Source organism: Chlorobium sp., assembly GCF_021740465.1.
GTDB lineage: Bacteria > Bacteroidota > Chlorobiia > Chlorobiales > Chlorobiaceae > Chlorobium.
Genome location: NZ_JAIOZR010000032.1, coordinates 1 through 22,059 on the forward strand (window position 1 = coordinate 1; position 22,059 = coordinate 22,059).

Genomic DNA, 22,059 nt, shown 5'->3' on the forward strand with positions numbered 1-22,059 from the left:
AGGCTTCAGTTGCACCGGTTCTGTCGCGAGGCACCCATACTGCCATCGATGATGTCGATCCGGCCCATACATTTGTTGTCGCACCGGTTGCGGAAAGTTACCGGATAAATCCGGGGATAACGGTTGTTTCGCTTTCAGGTCTGTTTGCTGAAATCGGAAACATCCTTTGACTTCCATTCATTTCTGTGCAGTTATCAGGGACACTGTTTAGCATCACAAGCTATTGGGGGGAGGTATTTCGTATATTGCTGAAAAGCGGTTCCGCCAATAAACAAAAACCTGCCACACTATGCCGCGAGGAGCGAGACTTGACTCGCCGGGAACCCTGCATCATGTGATCATCATGGGGATCGAAGAAGGGAGCATCGTCCGGGACGATACGGACCGGAAAGCCTTTCTGTACCGGATGGGATTGCTTGCCAAAGGTTCGGGCACGAGCATCTGCGCCTTTGCGCTTATGACGAACCACGCACACATCCTCCTGAAAAGCGGCCCTGACGGACTTTCCTCCTTCATGCGCCGTCTGCTCTCGGGGTACGCTCCGTATTTCAACCGACGGCACCAGCGGGTCGGGTACCTTTTCCGGAACCGGTACAAGTCCATCATCTGCGAGGAGGAAGCGTACTTCGATAAACTTGTGGCGTACATCCACCTCAATCCCCTGCGTGCTGGTCTGGTCGAAACACTGGAGCAACTGGCGCTTTATCCTTGGAGCGGCCACGCGGTGCTCCTGGACAGGGTGAAGTACGACTGGATGGATCGCGACTATGTGCTGCGCTTTTTCGGCGGCAGTGCGGGAGCGGCAAGAACTGCGTATCTGGCATTTCTTGAAAAGGAACTGGCCACAGACCGTGAACAGGAGCTTTCGGGAGGTGGCCTCGTGCGCTCTCAGGGCGGCTGGTCGAGGGTTCAGTCCATGCGGAAACGGGGCAGGAAAGCCCTCGGCGACGAGCGGATTCTCGGCGGTGAGGATTTCGTCAAAGAGATATTGAAGGAGGCGGCTGACGGGAAAGAGGTTCCGTTGTCGGAACACGAGCGGCTGCAGTTGTTTGACGAAGCTGCCGAACAGGCATGCGAAGTGGCAGGAGTAACCGTAACGTTCCTGCGCTCAGGGAGCAGGAGCGGCCGGCTTCCCTCTCTGCGGAAACAGCTTGCCAGAAAGGGCGCGTTCGAAATCGGCCTGCCTCTTGCCGAAATTGCACGGCGGCTCGGGGTGACGCCGAGCGCCGTCAGCTATATGCTCAAGCAGAAATAGACGTATGGGGCAATCAGTAACCATTTACGTCTGTTGATGAATAGTAATGTTCTTAAACCAATGAATCCTGACATAACAATCAGGGACGAGCAACCCGGCGACGCAGCAGCGATAACCGATCTCACCATCGAGGCATTCAAGACGCTGGGAGTCAGTAACCACACCGAACAGTTCGTGATCGAGGCGCTGCGCGCTGCCGGTGCGCTCACGCTCTCCCTTGTGGCGGAGCTCGACGGCCGTGTGGTGGGCCATATCGCATTCTCGCCAGTGACCATGTCGGACGGCACTACCGGCTGGTACGGCCTCGGGCCGGTATCGGTTGCGCCGGAGCTGCAGCGGCAGGGAATCGGCAAGGCCCTCATACAGGAGGGGCTTCAGCGCCTGAAAGCGCTGGGTGCCCGGGGCTGCTGCCTCGTGGGGCATCCGGAGTACTACCGGCAGTTCGGGTTCGGCAATCACGGGGGGCTTGCCATAGAGGGAGTGCCTCCGGAGGTGTTTTTCGCGCTTTCCTTCGATGGAGACACCCCGAACGGGAGCGTCATGTTCCATGAGGCATTCATGGCGCGCGCCTGAGATTGTTAATGCTATACTCAGGAGATGATGAAAACAGGCGAACGCTCAACCTGCTTCGCGACAAGCCGTGTGTATGGATGTCGGCACCCGGGGAAACCCGTTGTACATCTGTGCCGATCGTGAGCCCTCCGGCGAGTTCCGGGAGTACTTCAGGGGGTGACCGGATGGCGTAGAAAAGGCTTGCGGATTCGTTTCCTGTTTGCTAACATGTGAAAGACAAGTGTTTTGCTGGGTACAACCCCCAAACTCGGAAAAACATGCCCCCCATCCCGATGCAATGCTTCAGCATTGCCACGCAGATCTCTCTGCAGGATTTCCTTTTCTCAAAATTCCGGACTTCAATCCGGAATCCTCGCTTGTCTTTTGTTCCCGCATTATACCCAGCCTGAACAGGAGAGGGGATGGCGAACAACAGCCCCGTCGCCATGTTTGCGGCGAGGCTGGATCGATCCAGGGTTTGTTTTTTCCAATCAAACAACAGGAGCAGACAATGAGCAACTATCCTATCACCGACTTTCAGGGCGATTGCGGGGAGAGCTCGCAGCAAGGGCGGCCGAACAGTGTGGGGTCAGTCAAGGGCCTGCAGTGCAACGAAACAGCCAGTATTCAGGGAAACACGGATCTGAGCACCTGCATGCGCGCCAACAATGGGGCTATGGTGTACGGCATAACCCTGACGGGTTCTCCCGGTGTCTTTGACTTCGTCGTCAATGTCGATGCCCAGGGTCCCCACGGTTTCGGAAGCGGCAGCATGTATCTGGCCTTTACCGATGAGTCGGGCGATACCTACTACCTGTCGATATACAGCAGCACCCGGTCGGTTCATACCGTTCGCTACAACAGCGAAAAGCCCGCCATCAAAAGGATATGGTGGAGCGACTACAGCTTTACCGTATAGTCCGCCTGCAGGAATGCCGGCCATGCAGCAATGCACAGTGCCAAGGCCGGCATTTCTTAAAACACTCATCCGCACCTGCCCGTGCGTTAACAGTCAACCGGGCCGTGACGGGTGCTGCAATCCGGTTAAATGTTGTTTTCCGGGCGTTTTCTTCCCGCTCGATAGTGTATTTTCAGGAAAAACGATACGGAGTTGGAGGCTTAACCACAAGGGATAGTTATGATCGGCTTTTTCAGACGGGTTGTTGCGGTGTACGATTCGCTGGAGCATATCTGGGAACACAAGCGCACCGAGCGCGCTGCCGCCAATCTCCTGATCGCGGCCTTTCTCGGTTCGCTTGCGCTCATCGAGCTGGCACGTCAGGGGTGGCTGCCCGAAGCCGTTGCCGAGCTGATGCCTAAAAGCCACTTCTATGCCATTAACGTTGCATTCTCGATGCTGCTCGGGATCGAGGTTTTCGGGTTGGTGTTCAGCCTTGCGAACTCGGTTTCCGATTCTGTGGGCAAGCAGTTCGAAATCCTGTCGCTCATCCTGTTGCGCCACTCTTTCAAGGAGTTCATTTACTTCAACGAACCGCTCGTCTGGGAGCAGGCTTCAAAGCCGGTGCTGCACATCATTTCCAGCGCTGGAGGGGGGCTTCTGATTTTTCTCCTGCTCGGAATGTACTATCGGCTGCAGCACCATCGGGTCATTACGCAGACCGCCGTAGCCACTGCGGATTTCATAGCCTCGAAGAAGATCGTGTCGCTGCTTCTGCTCCTGATCGTCAGCGGCATAGGGGTGCTCCAGGGTTATTATTTCCTGACGGGTCAAACGGCTTACGATTTTTTCTCTATTTTTTATACGGTGCTGGTGTTCAGCGATGTGCTTCTGGTGCTGATATCCCTGCGCTACAGTTCGAGCTATCCGATCCTGTTCCGCAACTCCGGTTTTGCCGTCGCAACCGTGGTGATCAGGCTTGCACTGACCGCGCCGCCTTATCTCGACGTCCTTCTCGGCGTAGGGGCCATGGGGTTTGCCATCGGCATCACTATCGCCTACAACCGGTTTGAAAAAACGGCACCGCCACCAGCCGTTCCCGAGGTAGGCGTGCCTCTTTACATTGATGTTCCTAAACCATGAGCACACAGATCGTTATCAGAGACGAGACGCATGAGGATGCCCGTGCGATAACCGGAGTGACTGTCGCCGCGTTCATGACGCTGGAGGTCAGCAACCACACCGAGCAGTTCATTATCGAGGCATTGCGCGCCGCCGATGCGCTTGCGGTTTCCCTCGTGGCGGAACTGGATGGCCGCTCCGACTGGTTTGGCCTTGGGCCGGTATCGGTTTTTCCTGAACTGCAGCGGCAGGGTATCGGGAAGACGCTGATTCGGGAAGGTCTCGAAAGGCTTAAAGCGCTTGGCGCAAAAGGCTGCTGCCTCGTGGGGCATCCGGACTACTACCGGCGATTCGGGTTCACTAATTCCCAGGAGCTTGTAATCGAGGGCGTGCCGCAGGAGGTCTTTTTTGTGCTTTCGTTCGACGGGTTCCTGCCGCAGGGCACTGTCGGGTTCCATGAGGCATTCATGGCGGATGGCCGGAACGAGTGATCGGAGTGGCGTGATCCCCGAGCCCTCAGGATTTTCGGGATCAGTTCGGGGATTCGTGTGCATGTCACAACAGGAGATACAATTATGGCGGTTTTTACTCGAAGAAGGTTTCTTGCCGGAGCCCTGGCCCTCGGGATGGCTCGGTTTCCTTTTCCCCTGATTGCTGAACCTGCAGATTGCCACACACGTCGGGGGCTGGTTCTTCTGGCTGATTTTCCGGGCGGCTCACATGCTGTCACGGAAGATTTCGTCACTGAGCGATTCCGAAAAGTAAGCACCTATATCCGTGAAATGTCTTACGGCAAAGCTTGCGCCGAGTTCGATTTCACCAACTGGCTTCTTCTTCCTGATCCGGTATCGAGCTACTCGATATCACCTGCCAATCTCAAGGTCGACAAATCCCGGGTATTCCGGCTTGTACAGGATGCCATCGATGCTGCAGACGATGGTTATGCTTTTTCCCGCTACGATTACGTGGTGATTTTCATGCGTGCATCGATGCAGGATTACGGTATGGTCGGTCTATGCGGCTATCCGGGGATGCTTGGTTGGTCACGCGAGCTTGTTTTTAAAACAAAGCGTCGTGGCCAGATCGTGCCAAATGGCGTAGCTATCTTTACCTCGAACGCCCATGTCGGTACCCTGTTCCATGATATTGCTCACGTTTGGGGCGGCGTCGTGAACGGCAAGAGGGTTGTTCCCTGCCTTTACGACCATGATTTGCAGGAACGATATCCAACAAGACAAACAGGGTTTGAACAAACCCTGATCAATATGGGGTACTGGGATCCGATGTCCTGCCACCTGTATCAGCCGAATATTCCTCCGCCGGGCATTTCTTCGTGGACCAGGCTTCGATTGGGCTGGCTCCCTCTGGAGAAAATATGGGAGGTTGACCTGTCATCCCTGCCTGCCGAGATTTTGCTTGGACCTCTGGAAGACGGCAAATCGAAGATACTGGCGATCCGGATAAGGCTGACTGCAACTCGGTATTTTCTTGTCGAAAATCGCCAGCCTGTCGGTTTATACGATAGCGTTCTGCCAGGACACGGGGTGCTGATCATGAAAGCCGATGACGGCATCGCCGAATGCAGGAACGGAGAGGCTCCGGTTCGTCTGGTTGATGCCAATCCTGATGTCAGGACTTTGCTTGGCGCCGCGTTTGATTTGCAGGGCAAAAGCCGTTACGTCGATCCCGAGTCCGGTCTGGAGATCAGGCTGATTGAAAAAATACGAAATTCGTACCGGATCAAAATCAGCCAGGCTTGATGTATTCCCGGCGGCAGCCATTTTCCGGTTTCGGAATGGCACCGCCTCATCGGCCATCCGACACTGGCCGATGCCATATTTGTGGACGGCTCTTGCACAATGCGTATCAACTGACCATTAAAGGGGAGTCCATGCGAAAAGCATTTGCTGAAACGATAGCATCGAACACTTTTTATATTTGTTTTTCAGACAAATGAATGGAGTTCAGTGCACGAGGTTTAACCATGCGCCAACCGGAGTATTCATCGATTCCGGAACAGGGCTGTATCGCCCTTATAGAATTCATTGCAGGCTTGAGAATGCCTGACTCATGATGCCGGGTTGATTTTCAGCTTTCCGTTTATCGCAATCATCTTTTCAACGAAAATCTTCTCAACAGCAAGAATTTGCGAATCGACCGCCACTCCGGCCTGCTGACGATAGATGGAAGCAGCAGCAATTTTTCCGGTCAGTGAGAGGACACAGACCCGAACGCACCGAGAAAGTTCTGAAATGATCTTGTTGCTTGAGAATCCGGCGGAGCTTCCGTTCAGGAGTTGTGCCTGGGCTCGAAGAGGGATCCGGGAAAGGGATGCGGGTTTCTTTGAATATTATTTCGAGAGTACTTCGACCTTGACCTTCGCGGTGCCTTTTCCGTGGAATCCGAGCTGTTTTGCGGCTTCGGCAGAGAGGTCTATCACCCGGTCGTCGACGAACGGTCCACGGTCGTTTACCCTCACGACAATCGAGGCGTTGTTTTCGAGGTTGGTTACCCGGACAATTGCCGGAAGCGGGAGGTACTTGTGTGCGGCACTGGGTTTGTCGGGGCGGAATATTTCGCCGTAGGCTGTCGGCTGGTTATTGTGCTGATCAAGGGTTTCCTGGCCGTACCACGAAGCGATGCCGATTTCCTGATAGCCTTTTGTCTCCTTGTAGTTCATGGGAACATAGCGTTTCCCGTCTATCACATAGGGCTTGTCCTTGAGTTTTCCCAGCCGGTAAGCCTCTTCGGGTGAAAGCAGACGGCCGCCTCCCGAGGAAAACGTTCCCCGGCTTGTCGAGCAGGAACTGAGCCCTACGGCTGCTGCCATGAGTGCCGTAAAAAGGATCTTGCGCATCATTGATTCGTCTCCTTTTTCATGGGTTTGTTAAGATAATAATAGCTATTTAACAGGAAAATTCCCTCTCCGGGCGTATATTCTTCGTTCAATTAAAAAAGCACTTTGCTTGTACTCTTACAATTTCTTCCGGCTTTTTCCCCATCGTTATGGCTGAACAACGGCAAGCGAAAGCTCCTGCAGGCGTCCTGATTATCCACGGGTTCAGCGCAACGCCGGAGAGCGTTGCAATTCTTGAAAAACCGCTGAGGGCACTTGGTCTGCCGGTAAGCCTGCCGCTTCTTTCCGGACATGGAGCCCCTTCACCTGAAGCGCTCAGGGGGGTTACCTTTCATGACTGGATGGCTGATGCCGATCGGGCATTTCAGGCACTTGCCGAAAAGGCCGAAAAAATCATTGTCGTGGGGCACAGCATGGGGGCCCTTATTTCACTTCGGCTTGCGGCAGAGTACGCCGACACAGTCGATTCTCTCGTTCTTGCAGCCCCCGCCCTCAGGCTCGCCTCACTGCTCGCCCCCGGAAGACCGCTGCACTTTGCCGCGGCTCCACTTTCCCTGGTAATTAAAAGATGGGATCTGAAGCCGGTATTTGCCGGAACCAATTATCTGAAGTGTGCCGGTCAGTATCAATGGGTGCCGACCGATGCGATTCTTTCCCTGTTCGAGCTGATAGGCACGACACTTCCGCAGCTCGGAAGCGTTAACGTTCCGGTGCTGTTGCTGCAGAACCGGAGGGAAACAACGGTACTGGCGGAAAGCGAAGCCATGCTTTTCAAGCTTATCGGTACCCGACACGCAGAGCAATCGGTTATCTGGCTTGAACGGTCGGAGCATCAGATATTCTGCGACTGCGAGCGCGAAGAGGCCGTCCGGGCCGTTCTTGCATTCGTTTCCGGCAGGCTTGCACAAAAACCGGTGCATGCCGGACAGTCTGTTTGCCTTTAACCACAATTAACCCGAAAAACTTAGTACCATGAACCGCCCTATCGCATCATTTTTTCCGCTTCTGCTCGTTTTCTCTCTTTCATTCGCAGCTTTCGTTCCGGCACCGGCCTTCGCTGAAACGGCTCCGCCCGAGGGGAAAAGCGGCCTCGGCCTGAATGAAATCGGTATCGGAACCGGTTATGCATGGGGTTCCCTGAATGGTGAATCCGAAGATATATCCATCTATCCGGCATTTGTAAGATTTGGTTTCAGCGCCAACGGTCTGCTGGGCATAAAGAGTTCCCGAAATACCCTGCAGCTGACCATCGAGCCTTTTGTCAACGCCGTTTCAGGATCTGAAGACGGAGTGGAGGCAGGATGCGCCCTGGGTGTGCGCTATCTTCACGAAGTCAGCCGTCCCCTGGCGCTCTATCTTGAGGCCAGCGTCGCTCCGATGTACTACAGCATCGACAGCGTGGAGCAGGGAAAGGCTGGCTTCAATTTTCTCGACCAGTTCGGGGCCGGTCTGCAGTACCGGATTGCGCCGGCAATGGCGCTGTTCGGAGGGTACCGGTTCAGGCATCTTTCCCATGCAGGATTTGCTGACCGTTCCAATGACGGGATCAACACCAATGCTCTTGTCCTGGGTTTTTCCTGGCTCTATTGACGGGCGGAGAGCCGATGTAACCGATTCGTAACACCGGTATTTCTTATGTTGAATGGCGGCAGCAATGCCGCCTTTTTGCATTTTCCCAACCAATAGGAAAACAACCATGACTGTGCCGCGTTACGGAACAATAACATCAGCACTTCTCCTGAAGCTGCTGGTTCTGGTCATGCTCGTTTCGGCGTCAGGCTGCAAGGGCAGCGCCGGGCTGGTGCATAAGACGGATAAGGGCTCTTTTTCCTCTCGCCCGAAATACATTTTTCTTTTTATCGGCGACGGTATGGGCATGGCCCAGGTAAAGCTCTCCGATGCTGTACTCGATTCGGGTAACGTGCTTGCCATGGGAAGCTTTCCGGTAACAGGGGTCACCGCTACCCATGCCGAAAACCGCTACATAACCGATTCCGGAGCCGCAGGAACGGCGCTGGCAACCGGCTTCAAGACCTCCATCGGCACCATCTCGATGAAAAGCAACCACCGCGATACCCTCCGCACCATCGCCGAAATGGCGAAACAGAAAGGCATGCGGGTGGGCATCGTTTCAAGTGTGGGTATCGATAATGCCACTCCTGCCTGCTTTTACGCCCATAATGCCGGAAGAGGCAACTACCACGACATCGCCATGCAGATGGCGACAAGCGGTTTCGACTATTTCGGAGGTGGCTATGCCGAGGGTGACTTTGCACATAACCGAAGCAAGGAAGGGGCGATCAAGCGGGATATTCCCTCGGTCATGAAAGCCGCCGACTACCGGGTTACAACGGGCAGGGAGGATCTGCTTTCCGTGGTGCCGGGAACGCGCTGCTGGGCGTATACCCGCTTCGACGGCAAAGCGGCACTGAGTTATGCCATGGATCGGGAGGGAGAGGAACTTTCCCTCGCCGAGTTTACCCGCCAGGGAATCAGGCTGCTCGAAAACCCCGCCGGTTTTTTCATGATGGTCGAGGGGGGAAAGATCGACTGGGCATGCCATGCCAACGATGCCGCCGCGACGGCGCATGACGTTGCGGCTTTCGACAGGGCGATTGCCGAGGCGGTCGCTTTTTATCGGCTTCATCCGGATGAAACGCTCATTGTGGTGACCGCCGATCATGAGTGCGGAGGACTTTCTCTCGGCAACGCGATGCAGGGTTACGAAAGTCGGTTGCCGCTCTTGCGCCGCCAGAAGATTTCGCAGGAGCGCTTCTCGCAGAAGGTCGCTGCATGGAAAAAAAGCGGCAAGGTCACCTTCGCCATGGCGCTCGACAGCGTGAAGGTGTATTACGGGCTTGGTTACGGAGCTCTGGATCCTGCACTGGCGATCTCCCTGCAGGAGAGGAAAATCCTCGGGGATGCATATCAGGCAAATCATAACGCCGTACCCGGAGCGGAGCGTTTTGCTTCCGTCGTTACCGGCATGCTGAACTCAAGGGCCGGTATCGGCTGGACAAGCAACGTTCATACTGCGGTTCCTGTTCCGGTTTTCGCGGCGGGAGCCGGTGCCGAAGCGTTCGGCGGCAGCTATGACAACACCGGCATTGCCGAAAAAATCATGCGCCTTGCTCGTATAGGCGGGAGGCAGTGACAAGGCGCTCACGGCATCTGGTCAGGACTTTTCAAGAATGGTTTTGAGATTTTCAAGGTTTGCTCTGAACCGGAACCCGAAGAAAAATTCCATAAGCGGGTCCAGAAGTCCTGCAAGACCTTCAGGCGTTGTCGAAAAGGCATAAGTCAGTCTGGTGGCACCCTCGACAGGCTCGAATTCCATGGTGCCCTCATAGGGGACTGCGCTGCTTGTGCTGGCGAAGCGGAGCCGTTTTTCAGGCTCATAGGAGGTAACGATCCATTCGGTATGCATGGGGAAGCCAAGAACCGACCGGATTTCATACCCGGAGGTACCCTGGCCTAAGGGAGTCTGGCTGGTGACTGCAGACTTCAGCACATCCTCCTGCCAGACGCTGTCGTTGGCTATGTCCGTAAGATAAGCCGCCACATCTTTCAGCGGGCGACGGATGACGATCGTGTGGGAGATGTTCATGATGGATCCTTTTTCCTGAATGGAACAGTCCTGCAGAGGCAATAATTCCGAAAGGAATTCTTTTGTTCGGCATTCCGTTTTCCTGTGCAGGTAAGGAGTTTCTTTTTTAGCTTTACCATAAACCTGATTGAGTGAGGCTATTTTTGGCTGCACGGAAATACGACTTACGGAGTAACATTATGGCAGATCTTTCTACGACATGGATGGGATTGAAGCTTCGTAACCCTTTGATTGTCGCGAGTTCAGGGCTTACCGGAACGCTTGAGAGCGTCAAGGCGGTGGAGGCACACGGGGCAGGTGCGGTTGTACTGAAATCGCTCTTTGAAGAGCAGATTGTGCTTGAAACCGGATTGGCGGAAGACCAGAACGAACAGCACCACTATTATGCACAGGCAGAGGATTATATACGGGAGTATACCAGGGGTAACGCCCTGAACGGTTATCTCGATCTGATAAAGAGCTGCAAACAGACTGTCGATATACCCGTTATCGCAAGTATAAACTGTGTGTCGCAAGGCGAATGGCTCTCATTCGCTTCCCAGATTGAGCAATCAGGTGCTGATGGACTTGAAATCAATATTTTCCTGCCACCCTCCGATTCCAGCAGGAGCAGTGCTGAAAATGAGCTGCTTTACGCCGATGTTCTCGAAAAAATCACCAGAGTTGTCCGTATTCCGGTTGCCGCTAAAATCAGCAGTTATTTTTCAAGTCTGGCAGCTGAAGCGGTTGCCCTCTCCAACTCAGGTATAAGCGGGCTTGTGCTGTTCAACAGGTTTTTTTCTCCCGACTTCGATATCGAAAACTTTAACGTTACTGCAGGCGGAGTTTTCAGCTCTCCGACGGATATCTATAACTCTCTTCGCTGGATTGCCATTCTAAGCGGTCGGGTGCAGTGCGATCTTGCTGCGTCAACCGGGGTTCATGACGGCAAAGGGCTGATCAAACAGCTTCTTGCCGGTGCCCGTGCGGTTGAAATCGCCTCGGTGCTTTACAAAAAAGGGTTTGGTGAAATCGGTATAATGCTCGATGAGCTTGAAGAGTATATGGAACGGCACCGGTTTCTCTCAACCGGCGAGTTTATCGGCAGAATGAGTATGGCTCATGCCCCCAACCCGGCCGTCTACGAACGGGTGCAATTTATGAAATATTTCGGAGGGATCAATTGATTACTCCAGGCAGTCATGAGAATTGAGATGGAAGAGAGGCGCTATGCGTGTGATTGATCTCTCCCATTCTATCGGCCGCGGCATGTCCTGCTACCCCGGAACTCCGCTGCCGCAGTCAGTGCCGTTCTGTACCATTGAAGCCGACGGCTTCAACGAACGGATGCTCACCTTTTCCTCCCACACCGGAACCCACGTCGATCTTCCCCTGCATATGTTCCGAGAGGGGCTCTCTCTTGACGCTTTCGGTGTGGAACAGTTTGTTGGCCGCGGGGTGGTGCTCGATATGGAAGACGCTGGCGGCGGCGCCATTTCGCTTGCCCGTCTTTTGCCTCACCGCGACCTGATCGAGGGTGCCGATTTCGTGCTGCTGCACTCCGGATGGGCGCGTCACTGGGGCACGCAGCGATACCTTTCCGGCTATCCGGTGCTGAGCCTCGAAGCTGCGGAGTGGCTTGCAGGGTTAAGGCTGAAAGGTATCGGGGTTGACACGGTTTCGGTCGATCCTGCGGATTCAGAAGGGTATCCGGTGCACACCCTTTTTCTTGCAAAGGGCACACTGATCGTGGAGAATCTGGTTTATCACGACCGACGGTTGTTTGGAACGGGCTTTCAGTTTTTCTGCCTGCCCCTTAAACTCGAGGGGGCGGAAGCCGCTCCCGTGAGGGCGGTTGCCGTGCCGGACGACTGAATGGATTTTATTTTGTAATATCAAAAAGTTGATCGTACATTCCCTCGCTGGAATCCTGTGTGATCCTGTTCTTTTCCATTGCACTGAAAACCTATTGTATGAACAAGTTATTGCAATTTTCGTCAATCACCGGAAAGGTGATGATGGCGCTTGCCGGGGTTTTTCTGGTAACGTTTCTCGGCGTGCATCTCGGCATCAATCTGCTGCTGCTCAGCGATGATGGAGGGCGTTCCTTTTCAGTCGCTGCTGAATTCATGAGTTCGAATCCTCTCATAAGGATTTTCGAGATAGTTCTTTTTGCAGGGTTTCTTCTCCATATCGTGCAGGGTATTCTGGTTTCCCGGCAGAACCGCGCATCGAGGCCTGTCGGCTATGTGATCGGCAATCGCACGGAAACTTCCTTTCTGTCGAAATACATGCTGCACAGCGGCATCATCGTCCTGATCTTTCTTGCCCTGCATTTTTCCGATTACTACTTCGTCAAGGTCGGTCTTGTGGCTCCCCCTGAGGGTATCGGCCCTCACGATTTTTATGCGATGACCCTTCATCTCTTCTCCAGTACCTGGTACGCGCTCTTCTACATGTTCTGTTTTGTATTCCTCGGTATTCACCTCAACCACGCAATCCAGTCCGCATTCCAGACCATGGGGTGGAACCACAGCCGGTACATGGGCGCGGTAAAGGCTGCGGGAACCATCTATTCCGTGGCCATAACCCTCGGATTCATGGTGATACCGCTCTATTTTCTTCTTTTCAGATAAATTAACAATTGCTGAAAAATCCTTATTCCATGATGCGCCTCAATGCCGGAATCCCGGAAGGACCGATAGCTGACAAGTGGACTGCATACAGGTCGGCGGCAAAACTGGTCAACCCCAACAACAAGAGAAAGCTTGACATCATCGTTGTCGGCACCGGTCTTGCCGGAGCGTCCGCCGCGGCAACGCTCGGCCAGCTCGGCTACAACGTCAAGGTGTTCTGTTACCAGGACACGCCCCGCCGTGCGCACAGCATTGCCGCCCAGGGAGGAATCAACGCGGCTAAAAACTATCCCAACGACGGGGATAGTGTTTACCGGCTTTTTTACGATACCATCAAGGGTGGCGACTACCGCTCCCGTGAAGCCAACGTTTACCGTCTTGCCGAGGTCAGCAACCAGATCATCGATCTCTGTGTGGCCCAGGGTGTTCCGTTTGCAAGGGAGTACGGAGGGCTGCTCACCAACCGTTCGTTCGGAGGCGCCCAGGTATCACGGACCTTTTATGCACGGGGCCAGACAGGCCAGCAGCTTCTGCTCGGAGCGTACAGTGCGTTGAGCCGCCAGATCGCCGCCGGCAACGTTACCCTCTACAACAGGCGCGACGTGCTCGATATGGTGCTTGTCGAGGGGAAGGCGAGAGGGATTATCACACGCAATCTCGTTACCGGCGAAATCGAGCGTTTCGCCTCGCATGCGGTCGTTCTGGCAAACGGAGGATACGGTAACGTGTTTTTTCTTTCCACCAATGCCATGGGTTCCAATGTTACCCCTTCCTGGAGCGCCTACAAGAAAGGAGCCCTGTTCGCGAACCCCGCATTCACCCAGATTCATCCAACCTGCATTCCGGTTCACGGCGAATTCCAGTCGAAGCTGACGCTCATGAGCGAAAGCCTCCGCAATGACGGAAGGATATGGGTTCCTGCTCACAAAAAGGATGTTGACCGGCTGCGTGCCCGGGAGATAAAACCGTCGGAAATCCCCGAGTCGGACCGCGATTACTATCTGGAGCGGCGTTATCCCGCTTTCGGCAACCTGGTACCCAGGGATGTCGCTTCGAGAGCTGCAAAAGAGCGATGCGATGCAGGATACGGCGTCGGTACGAGTGGTGTGGCCGTGTTTCTGGACTTTGCCGAGGCCATACAGCGCAAGGGTGCGGGGACTATCGAGGCGCTCTACGGAAACCTTTTCCAGATGTATGAGCAGATCGTCGCCGAGAACCCTTATGAAACCCCGATGATGATCTATCCGGCGGTTCATTATACCATGGGAGGCCTGTGGGTCGACTATGAGCTCATGACCACGGTTCCCGGGCTCTATGCAATCGGCGAATGCAACTTTTCCGATCACGGCGCGAACAGGCTCGGCGCATCGGCGCTCATGCAGGGGCTTGCCGACGGCTATTTTGTTCTGCCGGTTACGATCAGCAACTATCTTGCGGCTGAAATCCATACGCCAAGATTCGACCCCAACAGCTCCGAGTTCACGCTGGCCGCCGAACAGGTAAGGGAGCGGCTGGCAAAGCTGAAAAATACCTCGGGGAAGCATCCTGTCGATTATTACCACCGCAGGCTCGGAAAGCTCATGTGGGAGCAGTGCGGCATGGCCCGCAACAGAAGCGGTCTGGAAGATGCCCTCGAGCGCATTCCGCAGCTTCGTGAGGAGTTTCATGCGGAGGTCCGTGTTCCCGGCGGTTTCGAGGAGTACAACCCGGAGCTTGAAAAGGCCTGGAGGGTTGCCGATTTTCTTGAACTTGGCGAATTGATGGTCCGTGACGCTCTGCAGCGCGAGGAGTCGTGTGGCGGTCATTTCCGGGAGGAGTTCCAGACTCCGGACGGCGAGGCGCTGCGAAACGATCAGGATTTTTCCTTTGTCTCGGCATGGGAGTACAAGGGGCGGAACGAGCCGGCGGACATGCTCCGCGAGGATCTTCTGTTCGATGTGGTCTGGCCTTCACAACGCTCTTATAAATAAGCTACGGGATTATGGATTTCACGCTTAAAATCTGGCGACAGAAAAATGCAAAGGCAAAGGGAGAGATGTTCACCTACCGTGTTAGCGGTATTTCTCCGGATATCTCTTTTTTTGAAATGCTCGATGTGCTCAATCTGCAGATCATCGCCGAAGGCGGCGACCCGGTCGCTTTCGATCACGACTGCAGGGAGGGTATCTGCGGAACCTGCAGTCTCTACATCAACGGCCGGCCGCACGGGCCGGTCAGCGGCGTAACCACCTGCCAGCTGCATATGCGATCCTTCAGCAGCGGAGAGGTTATTCATATCGAGCCGTGGAGGGCAAAAGCCTTTCCTGTTATCAGGGATCTCGTCGTCGACCGCAGCGCGCTCGACCGGATCATCCAGGCGGGAGGCTATGTTTCGGTGAATTCCGGCGGCATTCCCGATGCCAATACCATTCCGGTACCCAAGCCGCATGCCGACGCGGCATTCGATGCTGCCGCATGTATCGGCTGCGGAGCCTGCATTGCCGCGTGCCCGAATGCCGCGGCCATGCTGTTCGTTTCCGCCAAGGTCTCTCATCTCGCCCTGCTTCCGCAGGGAAGGGTGGAGGCAGCCCAGCGGGTACAGAAGATGGTTGCGTGCATGGACGATCTGGGTTTCGGTAACTGCAGCAACACCTATGCCTGCGAGGTGGAGTGCCCGAAACTGATTTCCGTGACCAATATCGCCCGCATGAACCGGGAGTTTCTTTCGGCAAAGCTGTTTTCCGAAAAGGAAAAGGCGGTCAGGGATTCGCTCTGACCGCCTTTTGCGTACATCACGAAGGCAATCTTCAGTCCTTGACGCATCGGACGGCAAACCCCAGCCGCTTGCCGGCCTCTCCCCGGCGCAGTGCGTCGTCGAAGTAACCGATGGCGTATCCCCAGGCCCGTTCGGGGGCCGATTCCGTTGAAGACCAGAGCCGTGCGTACTCACCGATAAGCACAAAGGCTCCGTCAGTGTCGCGACGGGCACCTGAGGGAAGGATGTCGAGTCCACTTTTTCCCTCCCTGCCGTCGGTTTCTTTCCAGAACCTCGCGGACTTGAGTTCTCCGCCTGCACGCTCCTGGCCGCCAAGAGCTTCGCCCAGTGCTTTCCAGTCGGCATCGGTTGCCACATGCCAGCCTTTTGGTGCAACTCCTCTCGGATCGTTGACGGCGTACCAGTTGTAGAGCCGTCCGTAGGTTTTTCCGTTTTCAGGGTCGTTCTCATACCGGCACCATGCCCCAGTAGTCAGTTTCGACCACTCTTCGGGATCCCGGACCTCCGGAATGGGATCGCCATTACGGTAACGGGACACATCGAGATTTTCCGCACTCCAGACACGGTTTCCGATCTCGGCGGTACTGTAGCTTCTTCCTTCGCTGTCCGTCAGGGGTTCGCTTTTTTTGCCGCTGCAGGCGGTTACAAGCAGGATGAGAAGGATGGGCATGATTCTGCAGAGAGACCTGTTGTTTTTCATTGAGGCAAGAGGGTATCGGATTCATGAATATGAACGGCACTGGCAATAAAATAGGGAGGAAAACGGTTTTTTCAACTATGACGAGCCGACTGCGCCCGGCTGCGTTGTCAGGTCAGAGGAGGGCTCTGGTGAACCTTTACCTAAGCACTGCTGTTAAAAGCGTTAAAGAGCGATGGGACTGACTTTTCACCGGTGCGCTTTTTTTACGACGGGAAAAGTTGTAACCTTTTTGTGACAATGTCCGTTTGGAAATCAGCATTGAATGTTGTAGTTGATAACCGTAACTGAACTTCTGTTTGAATAAGGAATCTTTACGGGCATTGGCTTACCTCCGTCGGGGGCACTGAATCTGTAACGGCAGGTTCGAAGGTTCAAAACTCCATTTATGGAAATACTTTTTCTTTTATTTCTCATTATTGTCAACGGCATGTTCGCCATGTCGGAGATTGCGCTGATAACGGCGAAACGCTCAAAACTGCAGAAGCTTGCCGGTGAGGGCGACAGAGCTGCGGAAGTAGCCGTCAGGCTGGGACAGGAGCCGACAAGGTTTCTTTCAACCATACAGATAGGCATAACCTCGATCGGTATCCTGAACGGTATTGTCGGCGAAGGGGCTCTTGCCCGACCCTTTTCCCGCTGGCTGCAGTCCCTCGGCATGGATATGGAGATCAGCGGCGTACTTGCCACCGCACTGGTGGTCATTTCCATCACCTATATCACCATAGTCATCGGCGAACTGGTTCCCAAGCGACTTGGCCAGTTCAATCCCGAAGGGGTAGCCCGGCTCGTTTCCCGGCCAATGCTTGCCCTTGCGGCCATAACAAGGCCCTTCGTGCGCCTGCTTTCGGCTTCCACCGATACGATACTGCGACTGTTGGGGAAAGATCCCCAGTCGGCTCCGAGCTTGACCGAGGAGGAGATCCACGCCATGCTCGAGGAGGGATCGGAAGCCGGCATTATAGAGCGTCAGGAGCACGATATGGTGCGCAATGTTTTCAGGCTGGACGATCGTCAGCTCGGAACCCTTATGGTGCCGAGGGCGGATATCATCTATCTCGATGTCGCCCGGCCTCTGGAAGAGAATATCGAGCGGGTCACGGGGTCTGAGCACTCCCGTTTTCCTGTCTGTCAGGGCGGACTGCAGTCGCTGCTCGGTGTGGTCAACGCCAAGCAGTTGCTTGCCCAGACCCTCAAGGGAGGGCTTACCGATTTCACTGCCCAGCTTCAGCCGTGCGTCTATGTGCCGGAAACGCTTACCGGCATGGAGCTGCTCGAACACTTCAGGCGATCAGGCACCCAGATGGTGTTTGTCGTCGACGAGTACGGAGAAATTCAGGGACTGGTGACCATGCAGGATCTCCTGGAAGCCGTGACCGGAGAGTTCGTGCCCCGCAATCTCGAAGATTCATGGGCACTGCAGCGGGATGACGGGACCTGGCTGCTTGACGGCATGATTCCTGTTCCTGAACTGAAAGATACCCTTGATCTGAAAAGTGTGCCTGAAGAGGATAAGGGGCTCTATCATACGCTGAGCGGCCTTCTGATGTGGCTTCTCGGCAGAATGCCCGTAACCGGTGATGTGATGGAGTGGGAAGGGTGGCGTCTGGAGGTTGTCGATCTTGACGGAAAGCGGATCGACAAGGTACTGGCCGCTCCGGTTTCCGTCAGGAGCGCAGAACCTGATTCCGTTCCGGCCTCCCGTGACGGGGACAGGTAAGCCTCCGCTCTATCCTGTTTCTTGTTGCCGCACGATTGCTTACATTGAAAAGGGCGGGGTTTGTCCGCCGGATCCTTTTTCAACAAGACAGCAGCCATACTCATGCAGCGACCATCGATTCTTCGCACAGCGGCATATTCGTTCTCTCTCCTGGCGCTTGCCGCAACACTCTCCTCCTGCCAGAAAAAAATCGGAGATGAGATTCTTGAAAAAGCCATCGAGCAGTCTACCGGAAACAATGTCGAGCTGAATACCGCTAAGGGAAAGATGTCTATTGAATCCGATGGCCAGAAAATCGAAGTGCAGTCGGAACATGCATCATGGCCTGAGGATATGCCGTCAGGGGTCCCGAAGTTCTCCTATGGTACCGTCAAGGCCGTAACGCGCACGGAGACTTCCGGAGTCAGGGGGTGGACCGTAGCTTTGGAAAATGTTTCCGAAAACAGCATCAAAGAGTATGATGCGGAGCTGAAAAGGAGAGGGTTTGAGACCGTTCTTACCCTGATTACCTCGGACAAGGGAGCCGGAGGTTCGATTAACGCGACAAAAGGAGCCATCTCCGTTTTTCTTATGGCTGATCAGCAAACCGTCACACTTGCCGTATCGGAAGAAATAAAATAACGGGCATGCAGTTTTTCCGGCCCTTTCGCAGCCCAACAAGCAGGAGTTGCCGTCATGAGTACCCTACACCATCATCCGGACTGTCTTTTCTGCAGAATCGTTCAGGGAGAGATTCCGGCAACGGTTGTCTATCGTAACGACCATGTTCTGGCCTTCCGGGATATAACCCCGGCTGCGCCGCAGCATGTACTGATTATTCCGGTAAAACATATTGCATCGTTGAGCGACCTGGAGCCCGAAGATCTCGATATTGCCGGTCATATCCTGCTTGCCGCTCAGGTCGTCGCTGAAAAAACAGGAGTGCTCTCTTCCGGTTACCGTCTGGTCTTCAATAATGGTACGGATGCCCTGCAAAGTGTTTTTCATATCCACGGCCATCTCATCGGAGGCAAAAGGATGGGTTGGCCTCCGTTTCCCGGCGAGGCCGCACAGCACGGCTGAAGGCCCCTTGCCGCAGCAATTTTTCAGGAGCTGGAGAGACTATGATGACAATCGACCCGAAGGAGACCTTGCGCACCCTTCAGACCCTTATGGGGCCTGTTTCCTGCCACTCCCTGCAAGCGCTTGCCGAAAAAGGCTTTTCCTGCGTTCCCGGCCTGCCGAAATCCCTTAAAATTCTGCTCGAGTCCGCACTCAGGAACTGTGACAACTATGCGGTTACCCTCGAGGACATTCTCTGCCTTGCCTCATGGGAGCCCTCGAGGGCCGGTGCGGCCGATATCGCATTCAGGCCCTCCAGAGTGGTACTCCAGGACTTTACCGGCGTTCCCTCGATCGTCGATCTTGCCGCTCTGCGTGAAGCATGTCTCCGGCTTGGCGGCGATCCGGAACAGATCAATCCTCTCGTGCCCTGCGATCTTGTGATCGACCACTCGCTGCAGGTGGATGTCGCGGCATCTCCCGAAGCCCTTCGCCGCAACCTTGAGATCGAGTTTTCCAGGAACCGGGAGCGCTATGCCTTTCTGAAGTGGGGACAGAAAGCGTTCAGAAATTTCAGGGTGGTACCTCCCGGCACAGGCATCGTGCACCAGGTCAACCTCGAATATCTTTCCGGGGTAGTTACCCTCGATGGAGGCATGGCTTATCCCGACTCGCTGGTTGGTACCGACAGCCATACCACCATGATCAACGCGCTCGGCGTTGCAGGATGGGGCGTGGGGGGAATCGAGGCCGAAGCGGTCATGCTGGGCCAGCCACTCTCCATTTCCCTGCCACGGGTTACCGGAATCCATATGCATTCGGCTCTGCCGGAAGGTGTGACTGCGACCGATCTTGTGCTTTCCGTTACCGAAATGCTCCGCCGAGTCGGAGTCGTCAATGATTTTGTCGAGTTTTTCGGGCCCGGCCTTGATGAACTTGCCATTCCCGATCGGGCCACCATCGCCAATATGGCCCCTGAATACGGAGCCACCATGGGCTATTTCCCGGTCGACACCCTTACGCTCGACTATCTGAAGATGACCGGTCGCAAAGATCGGTGCGATCTGGTCGAGCGGTACTGCAAGGAGCAGGGTCTCTGGAGGGATCCGGGAAGCGATCCGGTTTTTTCGAGGGTTTTCGAACTCGATCTTTCGCTTGTCGCGCCTTCAATTGCAGGCCCCAAACGTCCGCAGGATCGCATCCCGCTCGTTTCGGCAGGCGCTCAGTGGAAGATTGACATCAAGAGCGTCTACGGCAGGCAGAACAGTGCCGGCAACGGAAGCCAGATGGATTACGAAGGCTGCCTTTCCACTGTAATTCCGCTTTCCGCTTCCGGAGGAAAGGCTCCGAAACCCGCAGCCCTCCCCGGACACGGTGCGGTGGTGATTGCTGCAATCACTTCATGCACCAACACCAGCAATCCCTCAGTCATGGTTGCTGCCGGTCTTCTTGCGCGTGCGGCAAGAGAGCGGGGGCTTGCGCCGAAGGCGTGGGTTAAAACCTCCCTTGCGCCAGGTTCGCGGGTGGTTACCGATTATCTCGAAGCTTCAGGACTTTCTGTTGACCTCGATGCGCTCGGTTTTTCCACGGTCGGTTACGGCTGTACCACCTGCATCGGCAATTCCGGTCCTCTGGGCGATGATATTTCCGAAGCGATTGCCAATGACGACCTCATTGTCTGTTCGGTTCTTTCGGGGAACCGGAATTTTGAAGGACGTATCCACCCTCTGGTTCGGGCGAACTATCTTGCCAGTCCACCGCTTGTCGTAGCATACGCGCTCTGTGGAACGGTCGCCATCGATATCATGACCGAACCGCTCTCTTTCGACAGTCAGGGCATTCCGGTTTATCTCAAAGATCTCTGGCCCTCGGATGACGCGATCCGGCAGGTTATCGACGGATCGGTATCGACGGAGCAGTTCGGTCTGCGATACCGCGATGTTTTTCATGGCACCGAAGAGTGGCTGCAAATCGACTCTCCCGATGGCGATCTCTATACATGGGACCCTGCTTCGTCATATATCAGAAAGCCCCCGTTCTTCGATGATATCGGGCACGTTCCGGATCCTCCGGAATCTGTACGCGGCGCGCGCGCTCTTGCGGTTTTCGGCGATTCGGTCACGACCGATCACATCAGCCCGGCCGGAAGCATCCGTCCGGCACAGCCCGCCGGGCTCTATCTTCTGGGCCTCGGCATTGCCCGTGAGGATTTCAACAGTTTCGGTTCCCGGAGGGGGAACCACGAAGTGATGATACGGGGAACCTTCGACAACCTGCGGATACGCAACAGGCTCGCTCCCGGAACCGAAGGCGGTTTGACGACCTGGTTTTCCGGGGACGGTAACGGTGATGAAGTGATGAGCATCTACGAAGCAGCCATGCGCTATCGTAGCGAGGGGACTTCTCTGGTTATTCTTGCCGGAAGGGACTACGGCATGGGCAGCAGCCGGGACTGGGCGGCCAAAGGCACCCTGCTTCTCGGAGTGCGGGCCGTGATCGCCGTGAGCTTCGAGCGCATTCACCGCTCGAATCTTGTCGGGATGGGCGTGCTACCTCTTGAATTTGCCGACGCTCAGAGCGCTGAATCGCTCTCACTTGACGGATCGGAGCTTTTCGATATTCCCGTCGAGGAGTGCCTGCTGCCGGGAGCGGCGCTCACCGTTACCGCTCGTTCCGGGCTTACCGGCCAGATAAGGCGCTTCCGGGTGATTTCACGGATCGGCACCAGAGTGGAAGCCGACTATTACCGCAATGGGGGCATTCTGCAGACCGTGCTTCGCCGTCTGGCAAGAGGACTGTAGCTTATAGTGGACCCTGATTTTCAGACAAAGGTTTAAGGTGGTAACTTGCCCAAAAAAGGGACAAGATATGAGCGAAAAGCACCGCAAAAGTTTTACGGCACAATTCAAGGCCAAAGTGGCGCTTGAGGCGATCAGAGGA

The 22,059-nt window shown here is 55.1% G+C and carries 21 protein-coding genes and 1 pseudogene; 19 read left to right on the forward strand and 3 right to left on the reverse strand.

Annotated elements, in window-relative coordinates:
- Nucleotides 1-289 precede the first annotated feature (289 nt).
- From K9G39_RS10675 to K9G39_RS10705, 7 genes and pseudogenes are all read left to right on the forward strand, one after another.
- Nucleotides 290-1,255, forward strand: a complete 966-nt coding sequence (locus K9G39_RS10675; RefSeq protein WP_292004911.1) for a transposase — start codon at nucleotides 290-292, stop codon at nucleotides 1,253-1,255.
- A gap of 60 nt (nucleotides 1,256-1,315) precedes the next feature.
- Nucleotides 1,316-1,828 carry an N-acetyltransferase gene (locus tag K9G39_RS10680; protein ID WP_292004912.1) on the forward strand — a complete coding sequence of 171 codons (513 nt, stop codon included), beginning with the start codon at nucleotides 1,316-1,318 and terminating at the stop codon, nucleotides 1,826-1,828.
- Nucleotides 1,829-2,318: 490 nt separating this feature from the next.
- On the forward strand, nucleotides 2,319-2,726 hold the full coding sequence (locus K9G39_RS10685) for a hypothetical protein (RefSeq protein ID WP_292004913.1): 408 nt from the start codon (nucleotides 2,319-2,321) through the stop codon (nucleotides 2,724-2,726).
- Nucleotides 2,727-2,945: 219 nt separating this feature from the next.
- On the forward strand, nucleotides 2,946-3,848 hold the full coding sequence (locus K9G39_RS10690; RefSeq protein WP_292004914.1) for a hypothetical protein: 903 nt from the start codon (nucleotides 2,946-2,948) through the stop codon (nucleotides 3,846-3,848).
- Nucleotides 3,845-4,318, forward strand: a complete 474-nt coding sequence (locus K9G39_RS10695; protein ID WP_292004915.1) for an N-acetyltransferase — start codon at nucleotides 3,845-3,847, stop codon at nucleotides 4,316-4,318. The genes K9G39_RS10690 and K9G39_RS10695 overlap by 4 nt, the downstream gene beginning before the upstream one ends.
- A gap of 84 nt (nucleotides 4,319-4,402) precedes the next feature.
- A complete protein-coding gene (locus tag K9G39_RS10700; protein WP_292004916.1) occupies nucleotides 4,403-5,587 on the forward strand; it encodes a hypothetical protein in 1,185 nt (394 codons plus the stop codon).
- A gap of 24 nt (nucleotides 5,588-5,611) precedes the next feature.
- Nucleotides 5,612-5,784, forward strand: a pseudogene (locus tag K9G39_RS10705) (ATP-binding protein); the annotation flags it as partial.
- 393 nt (nucleotides 5,785-6,177) lie between these two features.
- Here the strand turns inward: K9G39_RS10705 and K9G39_RS10710 are convergent.
- Nucleotides 6,178-6,687: a septal ring lytic transglycosylase RlpA family protein gene (locus K9G39_RS10710; protein ID WP_292004917.1), complete on the reverse strand. Its 510-nt coding sequence runs from the start codon at nucleotides 6,685-6,687 to the stop codon at nucleotides 6,178-6,180.
- Nucleotides 6,688-6,833: 146 nt separating this feature from the next.
- Here K9G39_RS10710 and K9G39_RS10715 point away from each other — a divergent pair, with 146 nt between their 5' ends.
- The 3 genes from K9G39_RS10715 (at nucleotide 6,834) to K9G39_RS10725 (ending at nucleotide 9,838) form a co-directional block, all read left to right on the forward strand.
- Nucleotides 6,834-7,628 carry an alpha/beta fold hydrolase gene (locus K9G39_RS10715; protein ID WP_292004918.1) on the forward strand — a complete coding sequence of 265 codons (795 nt, stop codon included), beginning with the start codon at nucleotides 6,834-6,836 and terminating at the stop codon, nucleotides 7,626-7,628.
- Between the two features lie 28 nt (nucleotides 7,629-7,656).
- On the forward strand, nucleotides 7,657-8,274 hold the full coding sequence (locus tag K9G39_RS10720) for an acyloxyacyl hydrolase (protein WP_292004919.1): 618 nt from the start codon (nucleotides 7,657-7,659) through the stop codon (nucleotides 8,272-8,274).
- Nucleotides 8,275-8,380: 106 nt separating this feature from the next.
- A complete protein-coding gene (locus K9G39_RS10725; RefSeq protein ID WP_292004920.1) occupies nucleotides 8,381-9,838 on the forward strand; it encodes an alkaline phosphatase in 1,458 nt (485 codons plus the stop codon).
- A gap of 21 nt (nucleotides 9,839-9,859) precedes the next feature.
- On the opposite strand, the gene K9G39_RS10730 is transcribed toward K9G39_RS10725, so the two are convergent.
- Nucleotides 9,860-10,291 carry an SRPBCC family protein gene (locus tag K9G39_RS10730; protein ID WP_292004921.1) on the reverse strand — a complete coding sequence of 144 codons (432 nt, stop codon included), beginning with the start codon at nucleotides 10,289-10,291 and terminating at the stop codon, nucleotides 9,860-9,862.
- A gap of 179 nt (nucleotides 10,292-10,470) precedes the next feature.
- Between K9G39_RS10730 and K9G39_RS10735 the strand changes: the two genes are divergently transcribed.
- The 5 genes from K9G39_RS10735 (at nucleotide 10,471) to K9G39_RS10755 (ending at nucleotide 15,661) form a co-directional block, all read left to right on the forward strand.
- Nucleotides 10,471-11,457, forward strand: a complete 987-nt coding sequence (locus tag K9G39_RS10735) for a dihydroorotate dehydrogenase-like protein (RefSeq protein ID WP_292004922.1) — start codon at nucleotides 10,471-10,473, stop codon at nucleotides 11,455-11,457.
- Between the two features lie 43 nt (nucleotides 11,458-11,500).
- Nucleotides 11,501-12,145, forward strand: a complete 645-nt coding sequence (locus K9G39_RS10740) for a cyclase family protein (RefSeq protein WP_292004923.1) — start codon at nucleotides 11,501-11,503, stop codon at nucleotides 12,143-12,145.
- Between the two features lie 98 nt (nucleotides 12,146-12,243).
- Nucleotides 12,244-12,906, forward strand: a complete 663-nt coding sequence (locus K9G39_RS10745; protein WP_292004924.1) for a succinate dehydrogenase cytochrome b subunit — start codon at nucleotides 12,244-12,246, stop codon at nucleotides 12,904-12,906.
- Nucleotides 12,907-12,935: 29 nt separating this feature from the next.
- Nucleotides 12,936-14,876 (forward strand): fumarate reductase/succinate dehydrogenase flavoprotein subunit, encoded by a 1,941-nt coding sequence (locus K9G39_RS10750; protein WP_292004925.1) that lies wholly within the window; start codon nucleotides 12,936-12,938, stop codon nucleotides 14,874-14,876.
- A gap of 11 nt (nucleotides 14,877-14,887) precedes the next feature.
- Complete coding sequence (locus K9G39_RS10755; protein ID WP_292004926.1) at nucleotides 14,888-15,661, forward strand: succinate dehydrogenase/fumarate reductase iron-sulfur subunit; 774 nt, start codon at nucleotides 14,888-14,890, stop codon at nucleotides 15,659-15,661.
- Nucleotides 15,662-15,692: 31 nt separating this feature from the next.
- Here K9G39_RS10755 and K9G39_RS10760 read toward each other — a convergent pair whose 3' ends face one another.
- Nucleotides 15,693-16,361 carry a fibrobacter succinogenes major paralogous domain-containing protein gene (locus K9G39_RS10760; protein WP_292004927.1) on the reverse strand — a complete coding sequence of 223 codons (669 nt, stop codon included), beginning with the start codon at nucleotides 16,359-16,361 and terminating at the stop codon, nucleotides 15,693-15,695.
- A 385-nt stretch (nucleotides 16,362-16,746) separates the two neighbouring features.
- On the opposite strand from K9G39_RS10760, the gene K9G39_RS10765 reads away from it, so the two are divergent.
- From K9G39_RS10765 to acnA, 4 genes are all read left to right on the forward strand, one after another.
- Nucleotides 16,747-18,078 carry a hemolysin family protein gene (locus K9G39_RS10765; RefSeq protein WP_292004928.1) on the forward strand — a complete coding sequence of 444 codons (1,332 nt, stop codon included), beginning with the start codon at nucleotides 16,747-16,749 and terminating at the stop codon, nucleotides 18,076-18,078.
- 102 nt (nucleotides 18,079-18,180) lie between these two features.
- Entirely contained in the window at nucleotides 18,181-18,699 is a 519-nt protein-coding gene (locus K9G39_RS10770) for a hypothetical protein (RefSeq protein WP_292004929.1), read from the forward strand.
- A 54-nt stretch (nucleotides 18,700-18,753) separates the two neighbouring features.
- On the forward strand, nucleotides 18,754-19,140 hold the full coding sequence (locus K9G39_RS10775; protein WP_292004930.1) for a histidine triad nucleotide-binding protein: 387 nt from the start codon (nucleotides 18,754-18,756) through the stop codon (nucleotides 19,138-19,140).
- A 41-nt stretch (nucleotides 19,141-19,181) separates the two neighbouring features.
- Nucleotides 19,182-21,920, forward strand: coding sequence for an aconitate hydratase AcnA (acnA, locus tag K9G39_RS10780; RefSeq protein ID WP_292004931.1), 2,739 nt, complete (start codon nucleotides 19,182-19,184; stop codon nucleotides 21,918-21,920).
- The last annotated feature ends 139 nt before the right edge of the window (nucleotides 21,921-22,059 follow it).

Coding starts and splice junctions, on each gene's coding strand:
- K9G39_RS10675 (WP_292004911.1), top strand. CDS start 290: ATGCCGCGAGGAGCGAGACTTGACTCGCCGGGAACCCTGCATCATGTG.
- K9G39_RS10680 (WP_292004912.1), top strand. CDS start 1,316: ATGAATCCTGACATAACAATCAGGGACGAGCAACCCGGCGACGCAGCA.
- K9G39_RS10685 (WP_292004913.1), top strand. CDS start 2,319: ATGAGCAACTATCCTATCACCGACTTTCAGGGCGATTGCGGGGAGAGC.
- K9G39_RS10690 (WP_292004914.1), top strand. CDS start 2,946: ATGATCGGCTTTTTCAGACGGGTTGTTGCGGTGTACGATTCGCTGGAG.
- K9G39_RS10695 (WP_292004915.1), top strand. CDS start 3,845: ATGAGCACACAGATCGTTATCAGAGACGAGACGCATGAGGATGCCCGT.
- K9G39_RS10700 (WP_292004916.1), top strand. CDS start 4,403: ATGGCGGTTTTTACTCGAAGAAGGTTTCTTGCCGGAGCCCTGGCCCTC.
- K9G39_RS10710 (WP_292004917.1), bottom strand. CDS start 6,687: ATGATGCGCAAGATCCTTTTTACGGCACTCATGGCAGCAGCCGTAGGG.
- K9G39_RS10715 (WP_292004918.1), top strand. CDS start 6,834: ATGGCTGAACAACGGCAAGCGAAAGCTCCTGCAGGCGTCCTGATTATC.
- K9G39_RS10720 (WP_292004919.1), top strand. CDS start 7,657: ATGAACCGCCCTATCGCATCATTTTTTCCGCTTCTGCTCGTTTTCTCT.
- K9G39_RS10725 (WP_292004920.1), top strand. CDS start 8,381: ATGACTGTGCCGCGTTACGGAACAATAACATCAGCACTTCTCCTGAAG.
- K9G39_RS10730 (WP_292004921.1), bottom strand. CDS start 10,291: ATGAACATCTCCCACACGATCGTCATCCGTCGCCCGCTGAAAGATGTG.
- K9G39_RS10735 (WP_292004922.1), top strand. CDS start 10,471: ATGGCAGATCTTTCTACGACATGGATGGGATTGAAGCTTCGTAACCCT.
- K9G39_RS10740 (WP_292004923.1), top strand. CDS start 11,501: ATGCGTGTGATTGATCTCTCCCATTCTATCGGCCGCGGCATGTCCTGC.
- K9G39_RS10745 (WP_292004924.1), top strand. CDS start 12,244: ATGAACAAGTTATTGCAATTTTCGTCAATCACCGGAAAGGTGATGATG.
- K9G39_RS10750 (WP_292004925.1), top strand. CDS start 12,936: ATGATGCGCCTCAATGCCGGAATCCCGGAAGGACCGATAGCTGACAAG.
- K9G39_RS10755 (WP_292004926.1), top strand. CDS start 14,888: ATGGATTTCACGCTTAAAATCTGGCGACAGAAAAATGCAAAGGCAAAG.
- K9G39_RS10760 (WP_292004927.1), bottom strand. CDS start 16,361: ATGAAAAACAACAGGTCTCTCTGCAGAATCATGCCCATCCTTCTCATC.
- K9G39_RS10765 (WP_292004928.1), top strand. CDS start 16,747: ATGGAAATACTTTTTCTTTTATTTCTCATTATTGTCAACGGCATGTTC.
- K9G39_RS10770 (WP_292004929.1), top strand. CDS start 18,181: ATGCAGCGACCATCGATTCTTCGCACAGCGGCATATTCGTTCTCTCTC.
- K9G39_RS10775 (WP_292004930.1), top strand. CDS start 18,754: ATGAGTACCCTACACCATCATCCGGACTGTCTTTTCTGCAGAATCGTT.
- acnA (WP_292004931.1), top strand. CDS start 19,182: ATGATGACAATCGACCCGAAGGAGACCTTGCGCACCCTTCAGACCCTT.